At 60.0% G+C, this 18,316-nt stretch carries 16 protein-coding genes; all 16 read left to right on the top strand.

Annotated elements, in window-relative coordinates:
• Positions 1-160: 160 nt before the first annotated feature.
• The 16 genes from FX982_RS24040 (at position 161) to fleQ (ending at position 18,244) form a co-directional block, all read left to right on the top strand.
• On the top strand, positions 161-3,055 hold the full coding sequence (locus tag FX982_RS24040; RefSeq protein WP_367948766.1) for a TIGR00180 family glycosyltransferase: 2,895 nt from the start codon (positions 161-163) through the stop codon (positions 3,053-3,055).
• A gap of 76 nt (positions 3,056-3,131) precedes the next feature.
• Positions 3,132-4,133: a UDP-N-acetylglucosamine 4,6-dehydratase (inverting) gene (gene pseB / locus FX982_RS24035; RefSeq protein ID WP_172612874.1), complete on the top strand. Its 1,002-nt coding sequence runs from the start codon at positions 3,132-3,134 to the stop codon at positions 4,131-4,133.
• On the top strand, positions 4,130-5,308 hold the full coding sequence (gene pseC, locus FX982_RS24030; RefSeq protein WP_172612873.1) for a UDP-4-amino-4,6-dideoxy-N-acetyl-beta-L-altrosamine transaminase: 1,179 nt from the start codon (positions 4,130-4,132) through the stop codon (positions 5,306-5,308). The genes pseB and pseC overlap by 4 nt, the downstream gene beginning before the upstream one ends.
• A 30-nt stretch (positions 5,309-5,338) precedes the next feature.
• On the top strand, positions 5,339-6,037 hold the full coding sequence (pseF, locus tag FX982_RS24025; RefSeq protein WP_172612872.1) for a pseudaminic acid cytidylyltransferase: 699 nt from the start codon (positions 5,339-5,341) through the stop codon (positions 6,035-6,037).
• Positions 6,037-7,125, top strand: a complete 1,089-nt coding sequence (pseG, locus tag FX982_RS24020; RefSeq protein ID WP_172612871.1) for a UDP-2,4-diacetamido-2,4,6-trideoxy-beta-L-altropyranose hydrolase — start codon at positions 6,037-6,039, stop codon at positions 7,123-7,125. The genes pseF and pseG overlap by 1 nt, the downstream gene beginning before the upstream one ends.
• A gap of 70 nt (positions 7,126-7,195) precedes the next feature.
• Positions 7,196-8,248 (top strand): pseudaminic acid synthase, encoded by a 1,053-nt coding sequence (gene pseI, locus FX982_RS24015; RefSeq protein WP_172612870.1) that lies wholly within the window; start codon positions 7,196-7,198, stop codon positions 8,246-8,248.
• Between the two features lie 530 nt (positions 8,249-8,778).
• Positions 8,779-9,711 carry a ketoacyl-ACP synthase III gene (locus FX982_RS24010; protein ID WP_172613172.1) on the top strand — a complete coding sequence of 311 codons (933 nt, stop codon included), beginning with the start codon at positions 8,779-8,781 and terminating at the stop codon, positions 9,709-9,711.
• Between the two features lie 101 nt (positions 9,712-9,812).
• Positions 9,813-11,108 carry a motility associated factor glycosyltransferase family protein gene (locus FX982_RS24005; RefSeq protein ID WP_172612869.1) on the top strand — a complete coding sequence of 432 codons (1,296 nt, stop codon included), beginning with the start codon at positions 9,813-9,815 and terminating at the stop codon, positions 11,106-11,108.
• Positions 11,105-11,353 (top strand): hypothetical protein, encoded by a 249-nt coding sequence (locus FX982_RS24000; protein WP_172612868.1) that lies wholly within the window; start codon positions 11,105-11,107, stop codon positions 11,351-11,353. The genes FX982_RS24005 and FX982_RS24000 overlap by 4 nt, the downstream gene beginning before the upstream one ends.
• 287 nt (positions 11,354-11,640) lie before the next feature.
• Positions 11,641-12,651 (top strand): flagellin, encoded by a 1,011-nt coding sequence (locus FX982_RS24960; protein ID WP_122534868.1) that lies wholly within the window; start codon positions 11,641-11,643, stop codon positions 12,649-12,651.
• Between the two features lie 295 nt (positions 12,652-12,946).
• Positions 12,947-13,795, top strand: a complete 849-nt coding sequence (locus tag FX982_RS23990; RefSeq protein WP_037011586.1) for a flagellin domain-containing protein — start codon at positions 12,947-12,949, stop codon at positions 13,793-13,795.
• A gap of 72 nt (positions 13,796-13,867) precedes the next feature.
• Positions 13,868-14,257, top strand: a complete 390-nt coding sequence (locus FX982_RS23985; RefSeq protein WP_172612867.1) for a flagellar protein FlaG — start codon at positions 13,868-13,870, stop codon at positions 14,255-14,257.
• Between the two features lie 77 nt (positions 14,258-14,334).
• Positions 14,335-15,774 (top strand): flagellar filament capping protein FliD, encoded by a 1,440-nt coding sequence (gene fliD / locus FX982_RS23980; protein WP_172612866.1) that lies wholly within the window; start codon positions 14,335-14,337, stop codon positions 15,772-15,774.
• A 121-nt stretch (positions 15,775-15,895) separates the two neighbouring features.
• Positions 15,896-16,291: a flagellar export chaperone FliS gene (fliS, locus tag FX982_RS23975; RefSeq protein ID WP_122534871.1), complete on the top strand. Its 396-nt coding sequence runs from the start codon at positions 15,896-15,898 to the stop codon at positions 16,289-16,291.
• 11 nt (positions 16,292-16,302) lie between these two features.
• Positions 16,303-16,599, top strand: coding sequence for a flagellar protein FliT (fliT, locus tag FX982_RS23970; protein WP_172612865.1), 297 nt, complete (start codon positions 16,303-16,305; stop codon positions 16,597-16,599).
• A 169-nt stretch (positions 16,600-16,768) separates the two neighbouring features.
• A complete protein-coding gene (gene fleQ, locus FX982_RS23965; protein ID WP_122534873.1) occupies positions 16,769-18,244 on the top strand; it encodes a transcriptional regulator FleQ in 1,476 nt (491 codons plus the stop codon).
• The last annotated feature ends 72 nt before the right edge of the window (positions 18,245-18,316 follow it).

Here is an 18,316-nt window from a genome sequence, read left to right as displayed (position 1 = left end):
GCGTTTCCTGCAATCCCACCTTCCAATCTGCTGTCCGTCGCGCTTTTCAGGCGCGAGGGACGGCGCGTGAGGCCGGTAATACCGACCTCGACTTCTATTTGGGTGGGGAAGGGCAATGTCCGGGGTTACGACTGAAGGATCCAGCGTCAAAAAAACAGCTTTGGCCACCGAACAAAATACGTTGGTGGTGCTCACCCGGAATCAGCCTGATTTTCTACGCCGCACCCTGCAGTACTACCGGGCCTATGCCGGTCCGATTTTGGTCCTCGATGCATCGACCGAGGCGCCTGCCGCTGATGACTCGCCGGCCACGAACGTCACTTATCTGCATGTCCCGCAATTTGCCGACGCAACCACCGCTGACACGTTCGCCCATGCATTGGGCTTGGTGACCACGCCGTTCGTCACCCTCGCCGACGTCAATGGCTTCCTGATGGAAGACGCGCTGGCGCAGAGTGTCAGCTTCTTGCAGGACCACCCCGAATATGGGTTTTGCCACGGCTACTCCCTGAGCTATCGCGCCGTCGACAACCAGGTCGATTATTTCCGCCGCGACAAGAAGGTCCGCGAAGAGATCTCTGCCGAGCGAAGCGAAGACCGGATCCAGCAGGCCATGGCCGCGTTCATCTCCCCCTTGCATGCAGTCACGCGGACCGAGCTATTGCGTCACTGGTACAGCGCCGTTCCGAAAACCGCCGCTGCGGTCTGGCAGGACATCGGCCTGGGTTGGTACCTGGCGGCCAGCGGCAAGGGTCGGCTGTTGCCAGTGCCGTATGCCGTCCGGGAGGTGATCGCCGCGCCGGCCCGTCAAAAAGGTCAGGTGATCGCCGCGCTGAATGATGCCGACGCTGTGTCCCGCGCCGCCCGTGAGTCGTTCGCCGACTTCCTCGTGTCAATGTCACCTTCGCCCCTCGGCCATGATTCAACCGGGGCTCGCGCTCTGGTGCTCGACAGTTTTAACACACTGCTTAAATGCGTGCGGGACGACACCGCGGCTGCCCACGAACGGATCGTCGAGTCCAGCTGGAAAAGTCCCCTGAACGGCCCGGTCCGGCGATTCGGCCCCAACCAGTACGTCGAGATGCCGTTTTATAACCAGCCCTTCTTTGATCGGTTGGCCGAGATCGAATTCCTGATCGGCGCGCTCCCCGCCGGGGCCCTACAGCATGACGAACTGGAAGGGATGTGGGTCTCGCAGCAGGAATTGCTCACGCTCCATGACAACGACACCCCGCAAACCATCACCGAGCGATTGTGGGAAGCGCTGGACATCAACGTATTCAACAAGGCTGTGGTCGCCCAGTTGGCCGAGCGACTCGCTCACCTCAACGAACCCGACGAAGCCCGCGGCATGACTGAGTGGCTGCATCGGCTGGAAGCGGTGGGCGCCCAGGATCGACAGCAACTTTTGCACGCCACCGCCTCCGGCCGCTTGCTGAACTGGCTGGAGCTGCGTCGACCAGACGCGGACGTCGTCGCCAGGGGCAATGCGCGCCTGGCGGCCGAGGGTGCTGGCCCGCAGTTCGGCATTTTTCTGCTGGACCTGGACGATGACCTGCGCAAATTGCAGGGCACCCTCGACAGCCTGATCGAGGGTGCCTGCACATCGTTCAGAATCGTTGTGTTCACCACCGGCGAGCCGCCAGTGGCCACCTCCGTGCAGAACACGCTGCACTTCGTCAAAGTCAGCAGAAGCAACTACGTCGACAAACTCAACCAGATTGCGCGGCAGATCGCCTCCGGCTGGCTGCTGCTGGTGGAGGCGGGTGACCGCTTCCTGCCAGGCGGCCTGTTGCGCGCAGCACTTGAATTACAAGGGGCCGATGATGTTCGTGCCGTGGCGGCCGACGAAATCCATCGCCAGCCCAATGGCACCCTGAAGGATGTCATGCGCCCTGGTTTCAACCTCGACCTCTTGCTGCGCAACCCTGCGCAGATGGCGCGCCACTGGCTGATCCGCAAGGAGGTGTTGCTGGAAGCAGGCGGGTATTCGCCGGACTTTACCGGCGCGCTGGAATTCGAGCTGCTGCTGCGAATCATCGAGAAGGGCGGGCCGTCGTGGCTGGCGCACCTGGACGAGCCACTGCTGATCACTGATGCCTGTGAGCCGGCCGATAACGGCGACGAACGCCTGGCACTGACGCGATACCTGACTGCACTGGGCTACAAGGCTCAGGTCACCTCGGCTCGCCCTGGCACCTGGCAGATCGACTATCGGCACAGCGAGCGTCCATTGGTGACGGTGATCCTTCCCAGCCAGGACAATCTCGAGCCGTTGCAGCGTTGCCTGACGGCGGTCCTGCAACGCACGCGCTACATGCGCTACGAAGTGCTGATCGTCGACAACCAGAGCCAGTCGCCGCAGGTTCATGAATGGCTGGACCGCCAGCAGCAAAACCCTCGCATCCGGATCCTGCGCAGCGACGTAGTGCTCAGCGAAGCCGCGCTGTACAACGCAGCCTCGCAGCAGGCGCAAGGGGAATATCTGGTGCTGCTGTCGGCAGACAGCGAAGTGGTCAACCCTAACTGGATCGACGCCCTGCTCAATCATGGCATGCGTCCCGAGGTCGCCGTGGTCGGGCCTAAACTGGTTGATCGGAATGGCGCGGTGACGAACGCGGGCCTGATTCTGGGCATGAACAGCGGCGTCGGCTCGGCCTTTGTCGGTGAGCCCAAAGACGCCAGTGGCTACCTGCAGCGCCTGGTGCTGGAACACAATTACTCGGCGGTATCCGGCGCCTGCGTGATGGTGCGCAAAGCGCTTTTCGAGTCCGTGGGCGGGCTTGATGAGTCGGACTTCGGCGATGCTTACGCAGTGGTGGATTTTTGCCTGAAGATCGGCCAGAACGGCTATTTGACGGTCTGGACGCCGCAGGTCCAGGTCTACCACTCGGGCAGCACGCCCCAGGCGCCCCAGGCACTGGCACGCCTGCAGGGCAAATGGGCCGGGGCCTTCGCTCATGATCTGGCCTATAACCAGAACCTGAGCCTGTCCGGTCGCGGTTTCACGGTCGACACGCCGTCCACTGCAGACTGGTCGCAACTGATCGCTTAAAGCCGCACCCGGTCCGCGCCGCATCCGGTTCGGACCGTCGCAGGCTCAATGTCGCTCCAGGTCAAAGGACTCCCCCATGTTCAACGGCAAATCAGTGTTCATCTCAGGCGCGACCGGCTCGTTCGGTCGCATGTTCATCCGCACGCTGCTGGCGCGTTATCAGCCCCGGCGCGTGGTGGTGTTCTCCCGGGATGAACTCAAGCAGTACGAAATGCAGCAGGAATTCAACGCCCCGTGCATGCGCTACTTCCTCGGCGACGTGCGCGATGCCGATCGCTTGCAGCAGGGCATGCGCGGCATTGATTACGTGGTCCACGCGGCGGCGCTCAAGCACGTGCCGGCGGCGGAGTACAACCCGACTGAATTCATCCGCACCAACGTCAACGGCGCGGAAAACATCATTTCGGCGGCCATCGCCAACGGCGTGACGAAGGTCGTGGCGCTGTCGACCGACAAGGCCGCCAGCCCGATCAACCTGTACGGCGCCACCAAGCTGTTGTCGGACAAGCTTTTTGTTGCCGCCAACAACATCGGTGGCGAGGAGCAGACGCGTTTTTCCGTCGTGCGCTACGGCAACGTCGCCGGCTCCCGGGGCTCTATCGTGCCGTTCTTCAGCAAGCTGCTGGCCGGGGGAGCGGCTGAACTGCCGATCACCGATCCGCGCATGACCCGCTTCTGGATCACCCTCGACCATGGCGTGGATTTCGTCATGCAGAGCTTTGAGCGCATGCACGGCGGCGAAGTGTTCGTGCCGAAGATTCCGTCGGTGCGCATCGTTGATCTGGCCCAGGCCATGGCCCCGGACCTGCCGCACAAGATCGTCGGCATCCGTCCCGGCGAGAAACTCCACGAGCTGATGGTGCCCCAGGACGACGCGCGCATGACCCTGGAATTCGACGACCACTACACCATCGTGCCGTCGATCCGCTTCAACAACGTCGACACCGATTTTGCAGTCGACGCGACAGGCGCACAGGGCAGGGCGGTCCACGACGAGTTTGAATACCGCTCCGACACCAATCCGGACTTCCTGTCGATCCGCCAGATCGGCGAGCTGCACGCTGACGTCAAGCCATGATTCCGTACGGCAGGCAGAGCGTTGATCAGGCCGACATTGATGCCGTCGTCGAGGTGCTGAAGTCAGATTGGCTGACCCAGGGCCCGACCCTGGAGCGCTTTGAAGCCGCCATGGCCGAGCGCTGCGAAGCGGGTTTCGCGGTGGCGGTGTGCAATGCCACGGCAGCGCTGCACATTGCCTGTCTGGCGGCCGGACTGGGGCAGGGCGATTGGCTGTGGACCAGCCCGAATACCTTTCTGGCCTCGGCCAACTGCGGGCGTTATTGCGGCGCTGATGTGGATTTTGTCGACATCGACCCGCTGACCTGGAACCTCGACACCGATGCCCTCGCGCGCAAGCTTGAAGCCGCCGAATCAACCGGCACGCTGCCCAAGGTACTGGTGGCGGTGGCGTTTTCCGGCCAGAGCTGCGACATGCGCGCCATCGGCGAGCTGGCCCGGCGTTATGGGTTTGTGGTGATCGAAGACGCCTCCCACGCGGTCGGCGCGCATTACGCCGGGCGCCCGGTGGGCTGTGGCGAATTCGCCGACATGACGGTGTTCAGCTTTCATCCGGTGAAGATTGTCACCACCGGCGAAGGCGGCATGGTGCTGACCCGTCGCCCTGAACTGGCCGAACATCTGCGCCGCTTGCGCAGCCACGGCATGACCCGTGACCCCGCTCAGATGGACGAACCGTCCCACGGCCCCTGGTATTACCAGCAAGTCGAACTGGGCTTCAATTACCGCATGACTGACATGCAGGCAGCGCTCGGGCTTTCGCAGTTGGGGAAACTGGACGGTTTTCTGGCCCGGCGGCGCGGGCTGGTAGCGCGCTATCAGACGCTCCTGGCTGACCTGCCGCTGACCTTGCCGACCCTTCAGGCCGAGGCCGAGTCAGCGTGGCACCTGTATGTCGTTCGCGTGCAGACTGACGTGCTCTCGGTGAGCCATCGTCAGGTCTTCGAAGGTTTGCGCGCGGCAGGCATCGGCGTGAACGTGCATTACATTCCGGTTCATCTGCAGCGCTATTACCGCGACCTGGGCTTCAAGCCGGGTGATTTCCCGGAAGCCGAGGCTTATTACACCCAGGCCATCAGCCTGCCGCTGTACCCGGCAATGACCGACGCGCAACAGGATTACGTCGTTGATCAGCTGCGTCGTCTGCTCGGCGAAACGACCCCGGCGGCCACTTGATGCGAACGAACCCATGAGAGGCTCACCAGCATGACCGCTGTAGCCATCATCCCCGCGCGGGGTGGCAGCCAGCGCATCCCGCGCAAGAACATCAAGCTGTTCAACGGCGAGCCGATGATCGCCCATTCCATTCGTGCTGCGCTGGCGAGCGGGGTGTTTGATCAGGTTATCGTCAGCACCGACGATGAAGAAATCGCCAACGTCGCCCGTGCCCATGGCGCTGACGTGCCGTTCATGCGCCCGGCAGAGCTGGCCGATGCGTTTACCGGCACAGCGGCGGTGATCCAGCACGCGATCGGCGCCCTGAATGATCCTTTTGATTACGCATGCTGCATTTACGCCACCGCGCCGCTGTTACAGGCGCGATATCTGTGTCAGGGCGTGCAAGCCCTCGAAGCGGCGCCGGAAAAATCCTATGCGTTTTCGGTGTGCAGCTTCGGCTTCCCGGTGCAGCGCGCCCTCTTGATTGGCGACGACGGCAGCCTGAGCGCCATGCACCCGGAATTTCGCAGCGTGCGTTCTCAGGATCTGCCGGTGGCGTATCAGGACGCCGGCCAGTTCTACTGGGGCCGCAGCGATGCCTGGCGGCGCGGTGACACGGTTTTTTCCGAACTCAGCCTGCCGGTGATTCTCCCCCGGCATCTGGTGCAGGACATCGACAGCCCGGAAGACTGGCTGCGCGCGGAGTATCTATACGCCGCGCTCAAGGCCGGCGGGGAGCTGGACTGATGCGCGTGCTGATTCGCGCCGACGCCTCGGTGACTATCGGCAGCGGCCACATCGCCCGCTGCCTGACGCTCGCCAATGTGCTGCGCCGGGATGGCGCTGACGTGCGCTTTGCCTGCCGCGAGTTGCCTGGGCATTTGCTCCAGCGGCTGGCGGATCACGGCTGTGCCACCTATGCGCTGCCGGCACGCTATGGCGCTGAAGAAGATCAGGACATCGAAGCGGCGTTGCCATGGCAGGCGGACCTGTCTGCCTTTGCCGAAGAGATTGAGCATGAGCCGCCCTTTGACTGGCTGATCGTCGACCATTACGGCCTGGATGCGCGATGGGAAAAGGCGGCGCGCGGTCTCGCCGATCGGGTGATGGCCATTGATGATCTTGCCAATCGGCCCCACGCGGTGGATGTGCTGCTGGACCAGAATTACAGCGCTCAAGCGCTGGATCAGCCTTATGCCGCCTGGGTCGGGCCTGATTGCCAGACCTTTCTGGGGCCGCGATTTGCCCTGCTCCGCGATGAGTTTCAATGCGAGCCCATCGCGATCAAGCCGCGTGTGGAGCGGGTGCTGGTCAACTTCGGTGGCTTCGATGCGGCCGGGCAGGTCTACGCCACGATGCAGGCGCTTCAGGGGTTAGATGACATGCAGGTGGATTTCGTCGCCGGTTTGCATAACCCCCACTGGCAAGCGATGAGCGATCTCGCTGCTTCTAGACCTGAGTGGCGTTTGCACAGCCTGACCGGAGATTTTTTCGCGCGGATGCAGGCGGCTGATCTGTTTATCGGCGCCGGTGGCGGCACCACTTGGGAGCGCGCGGCGCTGGGGTTGCCAACGATCTGTATTTCGGTGGCGAACAACCAGCAGCTCAATGCGCAATTGCTGGCCGAGGCCGGCGTGCATGTGTATCTCGGGCCCCATGTGCAGCTTGAGGCCGGGCGTTTGCGCGCCGCCGTCGAGCAGCTTTGCGGCGATGTACCCTTACGCCGGTCGCTCGCCGAGCAATCGAGGTTGTTGGTCGATGGCCTTGGCGCCCGGCGTATCGCTGATGCATTGGCGAAGGTGGCCCATAACGCGGCAAAGGGGCAGGGCGCATGAGCCGCTGCCCGTTCTTATTTCTAGCGTCGGACCCAGTGCCGGCCGACGTCAATGCAGCGAGTGAGCAACGATGAAGTCTTTCAAGATCGGTTCGCGAACCATCGGCCCCGACGCGCCGCCGTTCATCATTGCCGAGATGAGCGGCAACCATAATCAGTCGCTGGATCAGGCATTGCGTATCGTCGAGGCGGCCGCCAAAGCCGGGGCCCATGCCCTCAAACTGCAAACCTATACCGCCGACACCATGACCCTGGACATCGCCGAGGGCGAGTTCTTCATCAAAGACCCCAACAGCTTGTGGGCCGGGACTTCGCTGTATGCGCTGTACGAGCAGGCGCATACGCCGTGGGAATGGCACGCGCCGATCTTCGCACGGGCTAAAGAGTTGGGGCTGCTGGCGTTCTCCACGCCCTTCGACGAGACCGCCGTGGAATTTCTCGAAAGCCTCGACGTGCCGGCCTACAAGATCGCCAGCTTTGAAAACACCGACATCCCGCTGATCCGCAAAGTCGCGGCCACCGGCAAGCCGATGATCATTTCCACCGGCATGGCCAGCATCGCCGAGCTGGACCACAGCGTGCGCGCGGCCCGGGCCGCGGGCTGCAAGGATCTGGTGCTGCTGAAATGCACCAGCACCTACCCGGCCACACCGGCCAACAGCCACGTCCGCACGATTCCGCATATGGCCGGGTTGTTCGGCTGCCAGGTGGGCTTGTCCGATCACACCATGGGCGTTGGCGTGTCGGTCGCTGCGGTGGCCATGGGCGCGACGGTCATCGAAAAGCACTTCACCCTGGACCGCGCCGACGGCGGGGTCGACGCCAGTTTTTCCCTGGAACCGGCGGAAATGGGCAGCCTGGTCATCGAAACCGAACGCGCATGGCAAGGCATGGGCCATGTGCAGTACGGCGCCACCGAAGCCGAACAGAAATCCCTGCAATACCGCCGCTCGTTGTACGTGGTGCGGGACATCGCCGAGGGCGAGGCCTTCACCCCGGACAACATCCGCGCCATCCGCCCCGGCCTTGGCCTGGCACCCAAACACATCTATGCCGTGCTGGGGCGCAAAGCCCGCCACGCGCTGAAATGCGGGACTGCGTTAAGTTGGGATGGGGTGGGTTAGCACTCGCGCGACCGACTGAGCTTGTGAGAGGGACCATTATGTTCAGCGCACGCAAAATCTGTGGGCGCGAGCTTGCTCGCGAAGGAGCCGGTGCATCCGCCGCAGTGGATCTTAATGTGCGGCCGGCTTTAGCCGGGAAGGCGGCATTCGCCACACCTCAGAATCGCGGGTGCAGATCAGGGCCTCTTCCCGGCTGAAGCCGGTCCCACTTAAGCCACGCGGGTGTTCGCCGACCCGCCACAATCCCGTGACATCTTCATGTCAATTACCTGTCTGAGCGGCGATCTGATGTTGCGCAGCACCCGTCGGTCAGCTAAAAGCTTGTAAAACTTTTGGTGACCTGTGGGTCATAACGGGCATCTTCACTGTATCGTGTTGGCGGGCCGTGACGTCGTCGGGCCGATTCCAGAGCGATTCTGGTATCGCTTTGGCGTGTACGTCGCCTTTTTTCAAGCCGCAAGCCCCGGATTTTCAACGCCCCGCTTAACCGCGCCGGGTGATGTTCAGCAGTTTTTTATTGGGAAGCCATGATGATTGGCATCAAGAGCATAGCGAGTTATGTGCCCACAGCCGGCGTCGACAATTACGCCCAGGGTGCCAAATTCGGAAAGGATGAGGACTTCATCCTTGGCAAGATCGGTTCCGCTTTTCTGCCGCGTAAAGACGACACCCAGGAGACTTCGGACCTGTGCGTCGAAGCGGTCAACCAGCTGTTCGCCAACAACCCCGGTCTCTCGCGGGACGCCATCGATGCACTGATCGTCGTCACCCAGAACGGCGACGAAGAAGGCTTGCCGCACACGGCCGCCATCGTTCAACACAAACTCGGCCTGCCGACCCATGTCGCCGCGTTCGACATTTCCCTGGGTTGCTCGGGTTATGTCTACGGTATCTATGCGCTGAAAGGCTTCATGGAAGCGACCGGGTTGAAAAACGGCCTGCTGGTCACCGCCGACCCGTATTCGAAGATCGTCGACCCGGGAGACCGCAACACCACCATGCTCTTCGGCGACGCCGCCACCGCCACCTGGATGAGCGACGACGCCCCGTGGCAGCTGGGCAAATCCAAGTTCGGCACCGACGGCTCGGGGGCGGAGTTCCTCAAGACCACCGACGGCGCGTTCTACATGAACGGGCGTCAGGTGTTCAACTTCGCGCTGGTCAAAGTGCCTGCGCACCTCAATGAATTGCTTGAAGACTCCGGCCTGCAATCCTCCGACGTTGATGCGTTCTGCATTCACCAAGGCAGCGCGGCCATCGTCGATGCGGTCGCCCGTCGGTTCGAGGACGGCACGTCGCCGGAGAAGTTCGTCAAAGACATGCTCGAGACCGGCAACACGGTGTCTTCCAGCATTCCGCTGCTGCTGGAAAAGCACGTCATGAACGCCACGTGGAAGCGCATCGCGGTCAGTGGTTTCGGCGTGGGCTTGTCGTGGGGCTCGGCGATCCTTTATCGTCCCTGACAGCGAATCACCGGGCTGCCTCCAGCCTGCACAACGGCGACGCTGATAACTCAGGTCGCCGTTTTGCTTTCTGCACCTCCCATCGGAAAAGGACTGCCGTCATGAGCGAGATTCTCCAGCGCAACCTCGCCGTGATCGCACAGCGCTGGCCCGACGTGGCCCAGCGGTTGAGCGCCGAAAACGTCGAATCCATTCCTGCGCAGTTGATCGAAGGTCGACAATCGACCCTCAGCATTGGCGGCATCCAGCTCACCAGCCGCCATGATCGCCTCGGCGAAGCGCAAACCCAGGCAAAAAGTCTCCCCACCGACAGCCCCGCCGTGCACCTTTATGGCACCGGCCTCGGTGATCTGCAGAGGGTTTTGCTAGGCGAACATTCTCTGAAAGCGCTGCACGTCCATATCCTCAATGGCGCGCTGTTCTCATTGGTGCTGCAACTGCTGGAACAGGATGACTGGCTGTCCGACCCCCGCGTGAACCTCGCGTACGCAGATGCCCGCAGCGAGATTCAACTGCCGTTCTTCGCGCTGCCCGCCGAGCTGGTGCTGGCCGACGACAGCAGCGCACGGATCCGCGATCGGCTGGTCAGCGAAGTGCACGTCGGCTTCAACAATCAGGCGTTCGCCGCCGATACCCCCGACAACGCGCGCCTGCTGGAACAGGGCAGGGCGCTGCTGCAAGGGGACACCGACGTCGCTGCACTGTTCGGCACTCAGCCCGGGCGCGACGTGTTCGTTATCGCCACGGGGCCGAGTCTGCAACAGCATTTGCCGCGCCTCTTGATCACGTCAAACAGCACGAACCGCCCGCTGATCATTTGCGTCGACACGGCCTACGTGCCGCTGCGCAATCAGGGCATCACACCGGACGTGGTGGTGAGCATCGACCACCGCATCACCCCGCGGCATCTGCCCGCCGAAGGGTCTGCACACATCGCGCTGGTCTACGTGCCGGGACAGGAGGCCGGAATGCTGGAGGCATGGCAAGGCCCGCGCTACGTTGGCTATTCAACCAGCCCGCTCTACGCCCGGCTGCGTGAAGAAATTCCCAGAGCCACGTTGCATGTGGCCGGCAGCGTCATTCACCCGGCGGTAGACCTCGCGGTCAAAATGGGCGCTTCACGGATCACCCTGTTCGGCGCCGACTTCGCCTTCCCCGGCGGCAAGACCCACACCGGCTGGCAGGACGGCGACCTGGGGCCTGCCCTGAGCGTCGCCAAACACTGGGTCCGCGACGGCCGTGGCAACAAGGTCAAGACCCAGCTCAACTTCCGCAGCTATCTGATCGAACTCGAACGCTTCATTGCCCGCCACCCGCAGGTCACGTTCCTCAACACCAGCCGCGACGGTGCGTTGATCGCCGGCGCCCACTTCGACCCCGACTGGACCGCGCCATGACCTTGCCTGCAGACGTCATAGAAGAAGCCCGCGAATGCGCGAAGCTGTTTCGCCTGGGCCGCGATATCGAAGGTGCGCTGAAGATGGTCGAGCTGATCGACCGGTCTATGCCGCTGATGGAGGGGGTCTGTGCCGAGAGACAGGCTGAGTGGGGGAGGGTGTTGGGCGCGATTCTGGCCTGCCAGGAGCGGCAGGATTGGTTGGGGGTGGCGGATTGGCTGGAAGTGGAGTTTGTTGAGATTTGACCTTTTCCAAATGAAGAAAAGTCAGAGAAAGTTCCTACGTTAGTTTCAGTTCTGTCTGAATTGAGTGGCCCGTAAAGGCCTTTTTTTCAGTTTTTTTAATATTCAGTCCAGAGAATAACTTAGCTGTTTTATTACCCTTCAAGTGTAGTGGTGGTACAGCCTGCGGGAAGTGTTTGTTGTTAAAGCCCATGTGCAGATTGTCGATACCGGGACTGTAGGTTCTCCGGGAGAAATGGACTTCCCCGACATCAGAGAACCCTCCGTTTCTATCAACGAGGGAATTAAAAATGGCTTTAACTGTAAACACCAATATTGCGTCGCTGTCTGTTCAGCGGAATCTGGGCCGCTCTTCCGACTCCCTAAGCACCGCCATGACGAGGCTTTCCTCCGGTTTGCGTATCAACAGTGCAAAGGATGACGCAGCTGGCATGCAGATTGCCACCCGGCTTACCACGCAGATTCGAGGGCTCACCGTCGCAGCGAGAAATGCCAACGATGCAATCTCTGTGATTCAAACAACCGAGGGGGCATTGCAAGAGTCGATTGGTATCTTGCAACGTATGCGTGAACTCGCTGTTCAAGCGAAAAATGGCACCAACAGTTCGAGCGATCGTGCTGCATCCAACAAGGAATTTGACGAGAAAGTTGCCGAGCTCAATCGTCTTGCCGGCAGTACGAAGTTTGGGCAGGACTTGAAGCTGCTGGATGGAAGTGCAGGTATCCTTACCTTCCATGTGGGCGCGAACACAGGTCCTGATGAACAGATTGATATCGCGCTTACAGAAGACTTTTCCGGCAAAGCGCTATTCACTGCAAAAGCAGATATTCCAGCGGTCACCGCAGTGCTCCCAGATCCTGCTACTAACACTGCTTTGGTCGTGGGTAACAGGGATGTAAAAATTGGCAATGACATCACCCCCAAAATTGATGGGACCGGTATTTATGAAGGTATAGCGCGAGCGAACCCATTGCAGCCCACTAAGGCAGAACTTGAGTTGGAGTCGGCTGTAACAGCTAAGAACATCGATGATGCGATCATTCAGATCGACAAGGCATTGGCGACGGTTTCAGCAGCCACTGCTGAATTGGGGGCCAAGCAAAACCGGCTGACATCTACTATTTCCAACATTTCCAATATCGTGGAAAACGTGACGGCGTCACGCGGCCGAATTGAAGACGTCGACTTCGCCGCAGAAACCGCCGAGCTCACCAAACAGCAAACCCTTCAACAAGCCTCCACCGCCATCCTGTCCCAAGCCAACCAGCTACCAGCCGCCGTGCTCAAGCTCCTGCAATAACCCAAGCCTCTCTATAGAGAGGGCTACCACACCGGGCGCGCCTCAAGGGGCGCCCGTCTTTTGAGAACTGGTTAACAAATCGCCGGGTCAGGTTAAAGCTTCCGGGGAGTGCGCCGAAACGTTGTGTATCCCCGGACAACAAAATGCGGGGGTGGCGCTCTGGTGGCAAATAAATTTGAAAAAGCCCTCAAGCTCCTGGCAACCGCGACGATAAACATTACGTAGGTTCTCTAGGCCACACCCGGCGCTTGCCAGGGCCGGATAGCCGCAGCAAACAACTCACGAGGAATTCATCATGGCTTTAGGCGTAAACACCAACGTAGCTTCCCTGGCTGTTCAGAAGAACCTGTCCAAAGCTTCCGATGCACTGTCGACTTCGATGACTCGTCTGTCTTCCGGTCTGAAAATCAACAGCGCTAAAGACGACGCAGCCGGCCTGCAGATCGCAACCCGCGAAACGTCGCAAATCCGCGGCCAGACCGTAGCAATCAAGAACGCCAACGACGGCATCTCGATGGCTCAAACCGCTGAAGGCGCTCTGCAAGAGTCCACCAACATCCTGCAGCGTATGCGTGAACTGGCTGTTCAGTCGCGAAACGACACTAACGGCACGGCTGACCGTACCGCTCTGAACGCTGAATTCGGTCAGATGTCCGACGAACTGACTCGTATCTCGTCTTCGACCAACCTCAACGGCAAAAACCTGCTGGACGGTTCGGCTGGCACCATGACCCTGCAAGTAGGTTCGAGCACTGGCTCGGCTAACCGCATCGACCTGGTTCTGAGCTCCAAGTTCGACGCTACTTCCCTGTCGGTTGCAAGCGGTTCTGTTGCGATCACTGGCACCAGCGCCACCGCCAGCACCAACATCGACAACGCAATCACTGCAATTGACGCTGCTCTGGCAACGATCAACAGCACTCGTGCAAACCTCGGTGCTTCGCAAAGCCGTCTGACCAGCACCATTTCCAACCTGCAAAACGTTAACGAAAACGCCACTGCTGCACTGGGCCGTATTCAAGACACCGACTTCGCCGCTGAAACCGCTAACCTGACCAAACAACAGACTCTGCAACAAGCTTCCACCTCTGTTCTGGCCCAGGCTAACCAGCTGCCATCCGCTGTTCTGAAACTGCTTCAGTAATAACGGTTAGAGTTTGGCGGGGGAGTATGCTTGCGTGCTCTCCCGCTTTTTACGTTCAAGAGGTGAGTGGACATGGAAATAAGTAGCAGGCTCAATTTGTCTTATTCGATGGTCCAGTCGTTGCCCGCGGTGCCTGTGGTTGCTGACAAGCCAGCCGTGGCGCCTCAAGTCGTTTCTGCTCCGGCTGCTTCTGCGCAGTCCGAAACGTCGACAAGTAAAGACTCAGACCCAGGCAAGAAGTCAGAAGAACTGGAAGCGGCCGTCAAGCAAATGGAACAGTTCTTTCAGTCGGTTCATCGCAACCTGGAGTTCTCCATCGACGACAAGTCGGGGAAAGTGGTAGTGAAAGTGATCGCCACGGAAACAGGTGAAGTGGTGCGGCAATTGCCGTCTGCTGAAGCGCTGAAACTCGCCGACAGTCTGAAGAACGCAAACAGCCTGTTATTCGACGCGAAAGTTTAAATGGCATAAAACGTGAACGCTGCCTTTGGGCGTAGCGTGCTCGTCAACATGCTGACTACAACTGAAAGGAGATTCACATGGCTAGTCCAATTACACCTGCTACGGGCCTCGGCTCGGGTTTGGCAATCGGTGAAATCGTGACCGCATTGGTCAATTCCGACAAAACCGCCAAGCAAACCCAGATCACCACCCAGACCAAGCTGGTCACCACCAAGCTGTCGGGCATCGGCACGCTGCAATCGGCGATGTCGGCGTTTCAGGCGCTGGTCAATCCGCCGTCCGGCACCACCAGTAAACTGCAATTCACTGGCTACGCGGCGAAGTCTTCCGACGAAACCAAGATGACCGTGAGCTCGGATAACACCGCAGTACCCGGCACCTATTCGATCAACGTCAAGAACATTGCCACCAGTTCGAGCGTCGCCACGGCTGCATTCGCCGGCGGTGCTACCAGTGCCATTCCGAGTGGGGACCTTACCCTCACTCAAAATGGCATTTCCAAGGCTTACACCATTCCGGAGGGGGCCACCCTGGCCTCGGTCGCGGCGCAGATCAACAAAGATACAAAAACCACCAACATCAGTGCCAACATCATCACAGACGACAAAGGCACGCGCCTGGTTTTCGGCTCGACAGTGACTGGTGCTGATTCCGAGATCACCACCACGAGCAGCATTGCCGGGTTCGCCATTGGCAAGACCGACAAGCTTGATGCGAACTCCGCTTCGTCGGCCGGTTACATTGGCGAGCCGCCAGTCAGCGCTTCTTTGACGATCAATGGACTGCAAGTCACGAGCAAAAGCAACACGGTCGACAAAACCCTTGGTGGGGTGACAATGAACTTGTTGCCCGGCAGTAACGGCACCACCACTACGGTGACGGTAAGCACCAACACCGACAACCTGAAGGCGTCACTGCAGGCCTTTGTCGATTCCTACAACGCGGTGCTCAGTGCCGTGACCACGGTGACGAAAGCTTCGGTCAGTGACACCCCGGACAAAACAACCGGGGCTACGGTCACGCCGGCCTCGCTGACCGGCGACGCAATGCCCCGTGCGATCATTTCGGCGTTGCGCAAAGAGTTGGTCACCACGGGTGCGCCAGGCGAGCTGTCGGTATTGGCTCAGTTGGGCATCACGACCGGTCAGAGCGACGGCAAGCTGACACTGGACGACAAGAAATTCACCGCCGCGATGGATGCGGGGCTGGCGGGTGACGTTCAGCAGTTGTTCACCGGTACCGGAGACGGCAAGAACGGTTTGCTGGCCCGGATGAATGCGGCTGTCACCCCTTACACCCAGACTGGCGGCATTTTCGACACCCGCAAGACCAGCCTGAACAAACAGCAGAGCAACCTTCAGGATCAGCAAGCCGCACTCGATTTGCGCGTCACGACCCTGACGGCCACCCTGACCGCCAAATACAACGCGATGGACTTGCTGGTGGGGCAGTTGAAAGCTTCGGCGACCAATATCACCTCGTTCTTCGATTCGCTTAACGCGCAGAAAAACGCGTAAACGTTGGCGCGCAGAAGATGACCCGGCCCTGGTGCCGGGTTTTTGGCATCTGGCCTTAAAGTTTTTTCAGGCCGTGTCGATACCCTCACTATAGAAACTTCGAGTTTTGCGAGGTAAGACAATGAACCGTATGGCAGCCCTTCGTCAGTATCAGAAGGTCAACTCACATGCCCAGACTGCAGTGGCCACCCCACACCGTCTGGTACAGATGCTGATGGAAGCCGGCCTTGACCGTATCGCCCAGGCCAAGGGCGCCATCGAGCGCAAGGACATCCCCGCCAAAGGGCTGTTGATCGGCAAGGCGATTGAAATCATTGGCGGTCTGCGTGAAGGTCTGGACATGGAAAAGCAGGCGGAAGCCCTGGCCCATGTCGACAATCTGTACGTGTACCTGATGAAGCGTCTGGCAGAAGCGAACATCAAATCCGATCCGAAGATCCTTGATGAAGTCAGCGGCCTGCTGACCACGGTCAAGGAAGGCTGGGACGGGATCGGCGAACAACAGCCCGTGCTCTGAAGGAGACCCCCATGAGCGTTGCACTCAAGCGAATCGAAGAAACCCGTGAAGCCTTGGTCGATGCCCTCGAGCAGCGTGACTGGGAGGCAATCGGCCAGCTCGATATGGCCTGCCGGGCCTGCGTCGACGAAGTCATCAACCAGGCGAGCAGCGATGAGCCTGAATTGCGAACCAATCTGGAAGAGCTGCTAGGCGTCTATCGCAAGCTTATTGACGTAGCTGTGGGTGAACGTCAAGCAATCGTCGACGAAATGTCGCAGATCCAGCGAGCGAAAAGCGCGGCAAAGGTTTACCATCTGTTCGGTTGACACTTGGTCCATAGCCAAAATATGTACGCCAAATAATTGACTGTGTACGGTTTTTTGACTTAACTAGTGAAGTTCACTAATTTCGGTGATTGACACGTCTCAACGGACGAAACGAAAGCCAAGCTTGCCCGTGATCGGGCATCGAGTTGACTAGGGAAGTTGCTATTGCATGTGGCGTGAAATCAAAATCCTGCTGATCGATGACGATAGCCAGCGCCGCCGTGACATGGCGGTGATTCTCAATTTTCTGGGTGATGAGAACCTGTCCTGCTCCAGCACAGACTGGCAGCAAGTCGTGGGTTCGTTGACCTCCACCCGAGAAGTGCTCTGCGTGCTGGTCGGCAGCGTGAACGCCCCGGGCAGCCTTCAGGGCCTGCTCAAAACCGTGGCCGCGTGGGACGAGTTTCTTCCGGTCCTGCTGATGGGCGAGAATTCCTCGACCGAGCTGGCGGACGATCTGCGCCGTCGGGTCCTCTCCACCGTCGAGATGCCGCCCAGCTACAGCAAACTGCTGGACTCCCTTCACCGCGCCCAGGTCTATCGCGAGATGTACGACCAGGCCCGTGAACGTGGGCGTCAGCGCGAACCCAATCTTTTCCGCAGCCTCGTCGGCACCAGCCGTGCGATTCAGCACGTGCGCCAGATGATGCAGCAGGTTGCCGACACCGACGCCAGCGTGCTGATCCTTGGTGAATCCGGGACCGGCAAGGAAGTCGTCGCACGTAATCTGCATTACCACTCCAAGCGCCGCGATGCGCCGTTCGTGCCGGTCAACTGTGGCGCGATTCCGGCCGAGTTGCTTGAAAGCGAACTGTTCGGCCACGAGAAGGGCGCTTTTACCGGCGCCATCACCAGTCGGGCAGGGCGCTTCGAACTGGCCAACGGTGGCACGCTGTTTCTCGATGAGATCGGCGATATGCCGCTGCCGATGCAGGTCAAGCTGCTGCGCGTCCTGCAGGAACGCACCTTCGAGCGCGTGGGCAGCAACAAGACCCAGAGCGTTGACGTGCGGATCATCGCTGCGACGCATAAAAATCTTGAAGACATGATCGTGATCGGCAGTTTCCGCGAGGATCTCTACTACCGTCTGAACGTGTTCCCGATTGAAATGGCGCCGTTGCGTGAGCGTGTGGAAGATATTCCGCTGTTGATGAACGAGCTTATTTCGCGGATGGAACACGAAAAGCGTGGGTCGATCCGCTTTAACTCCGCCGCCATCATGTCCCTGTGCCGTCACGGCTGGCCGGGCAACGTGCGTGAACTCGCCAACCTCGTCGAGCGCATGGCGATCATGCACCCGTACGGCGTCATCGGCGTCTCCGAGCTGCCGAAGAAATTCCGCTACGTCGACGACGAAGACGAGCAATTGGTCGACAGCCTGCGCAGCGATCTCGAAGAGCGCGTGGCCATCAACGGTCATACGCCGAACTTCGCCAGCAGCGCGCTGCTGCCGCCTGAAGGCCTGGACTTGAAGGACTACCTCGGTGGCCTGGAACAGGGCTTGATCCAGCAGGCGCTGGATGACGCGAACGGAATCGTGGCACGGGCCGCCGAACGTCTGCGCATCCGCCGCACCACGCTGGTGGAGAAAATGCGCAAGTACGGCATGAGCCGTCGCGAAGGCGACGAGCAGGTCGAAGACTGACTGTCGATTGACGCGCCAAAAATAAACCGCTGATTTTTCAGCGGTTTTTTTTAGGCACGAGGATTGCTATGT

Source organism: Pseudomonas graminis (assembly GCF_013201545.1).
Classification (GTDB): Bacteria; Pseudomonadota; Gammaproteobacteria; order Pseudomonadales; family Pseudomonadaceae; genus Aquipseudomonas.
The sequence above is the reverse complement of the archived record's forward strand: the minus strand, read 5'-3'. Positions and strand labels throughout refer to the sequence as shown.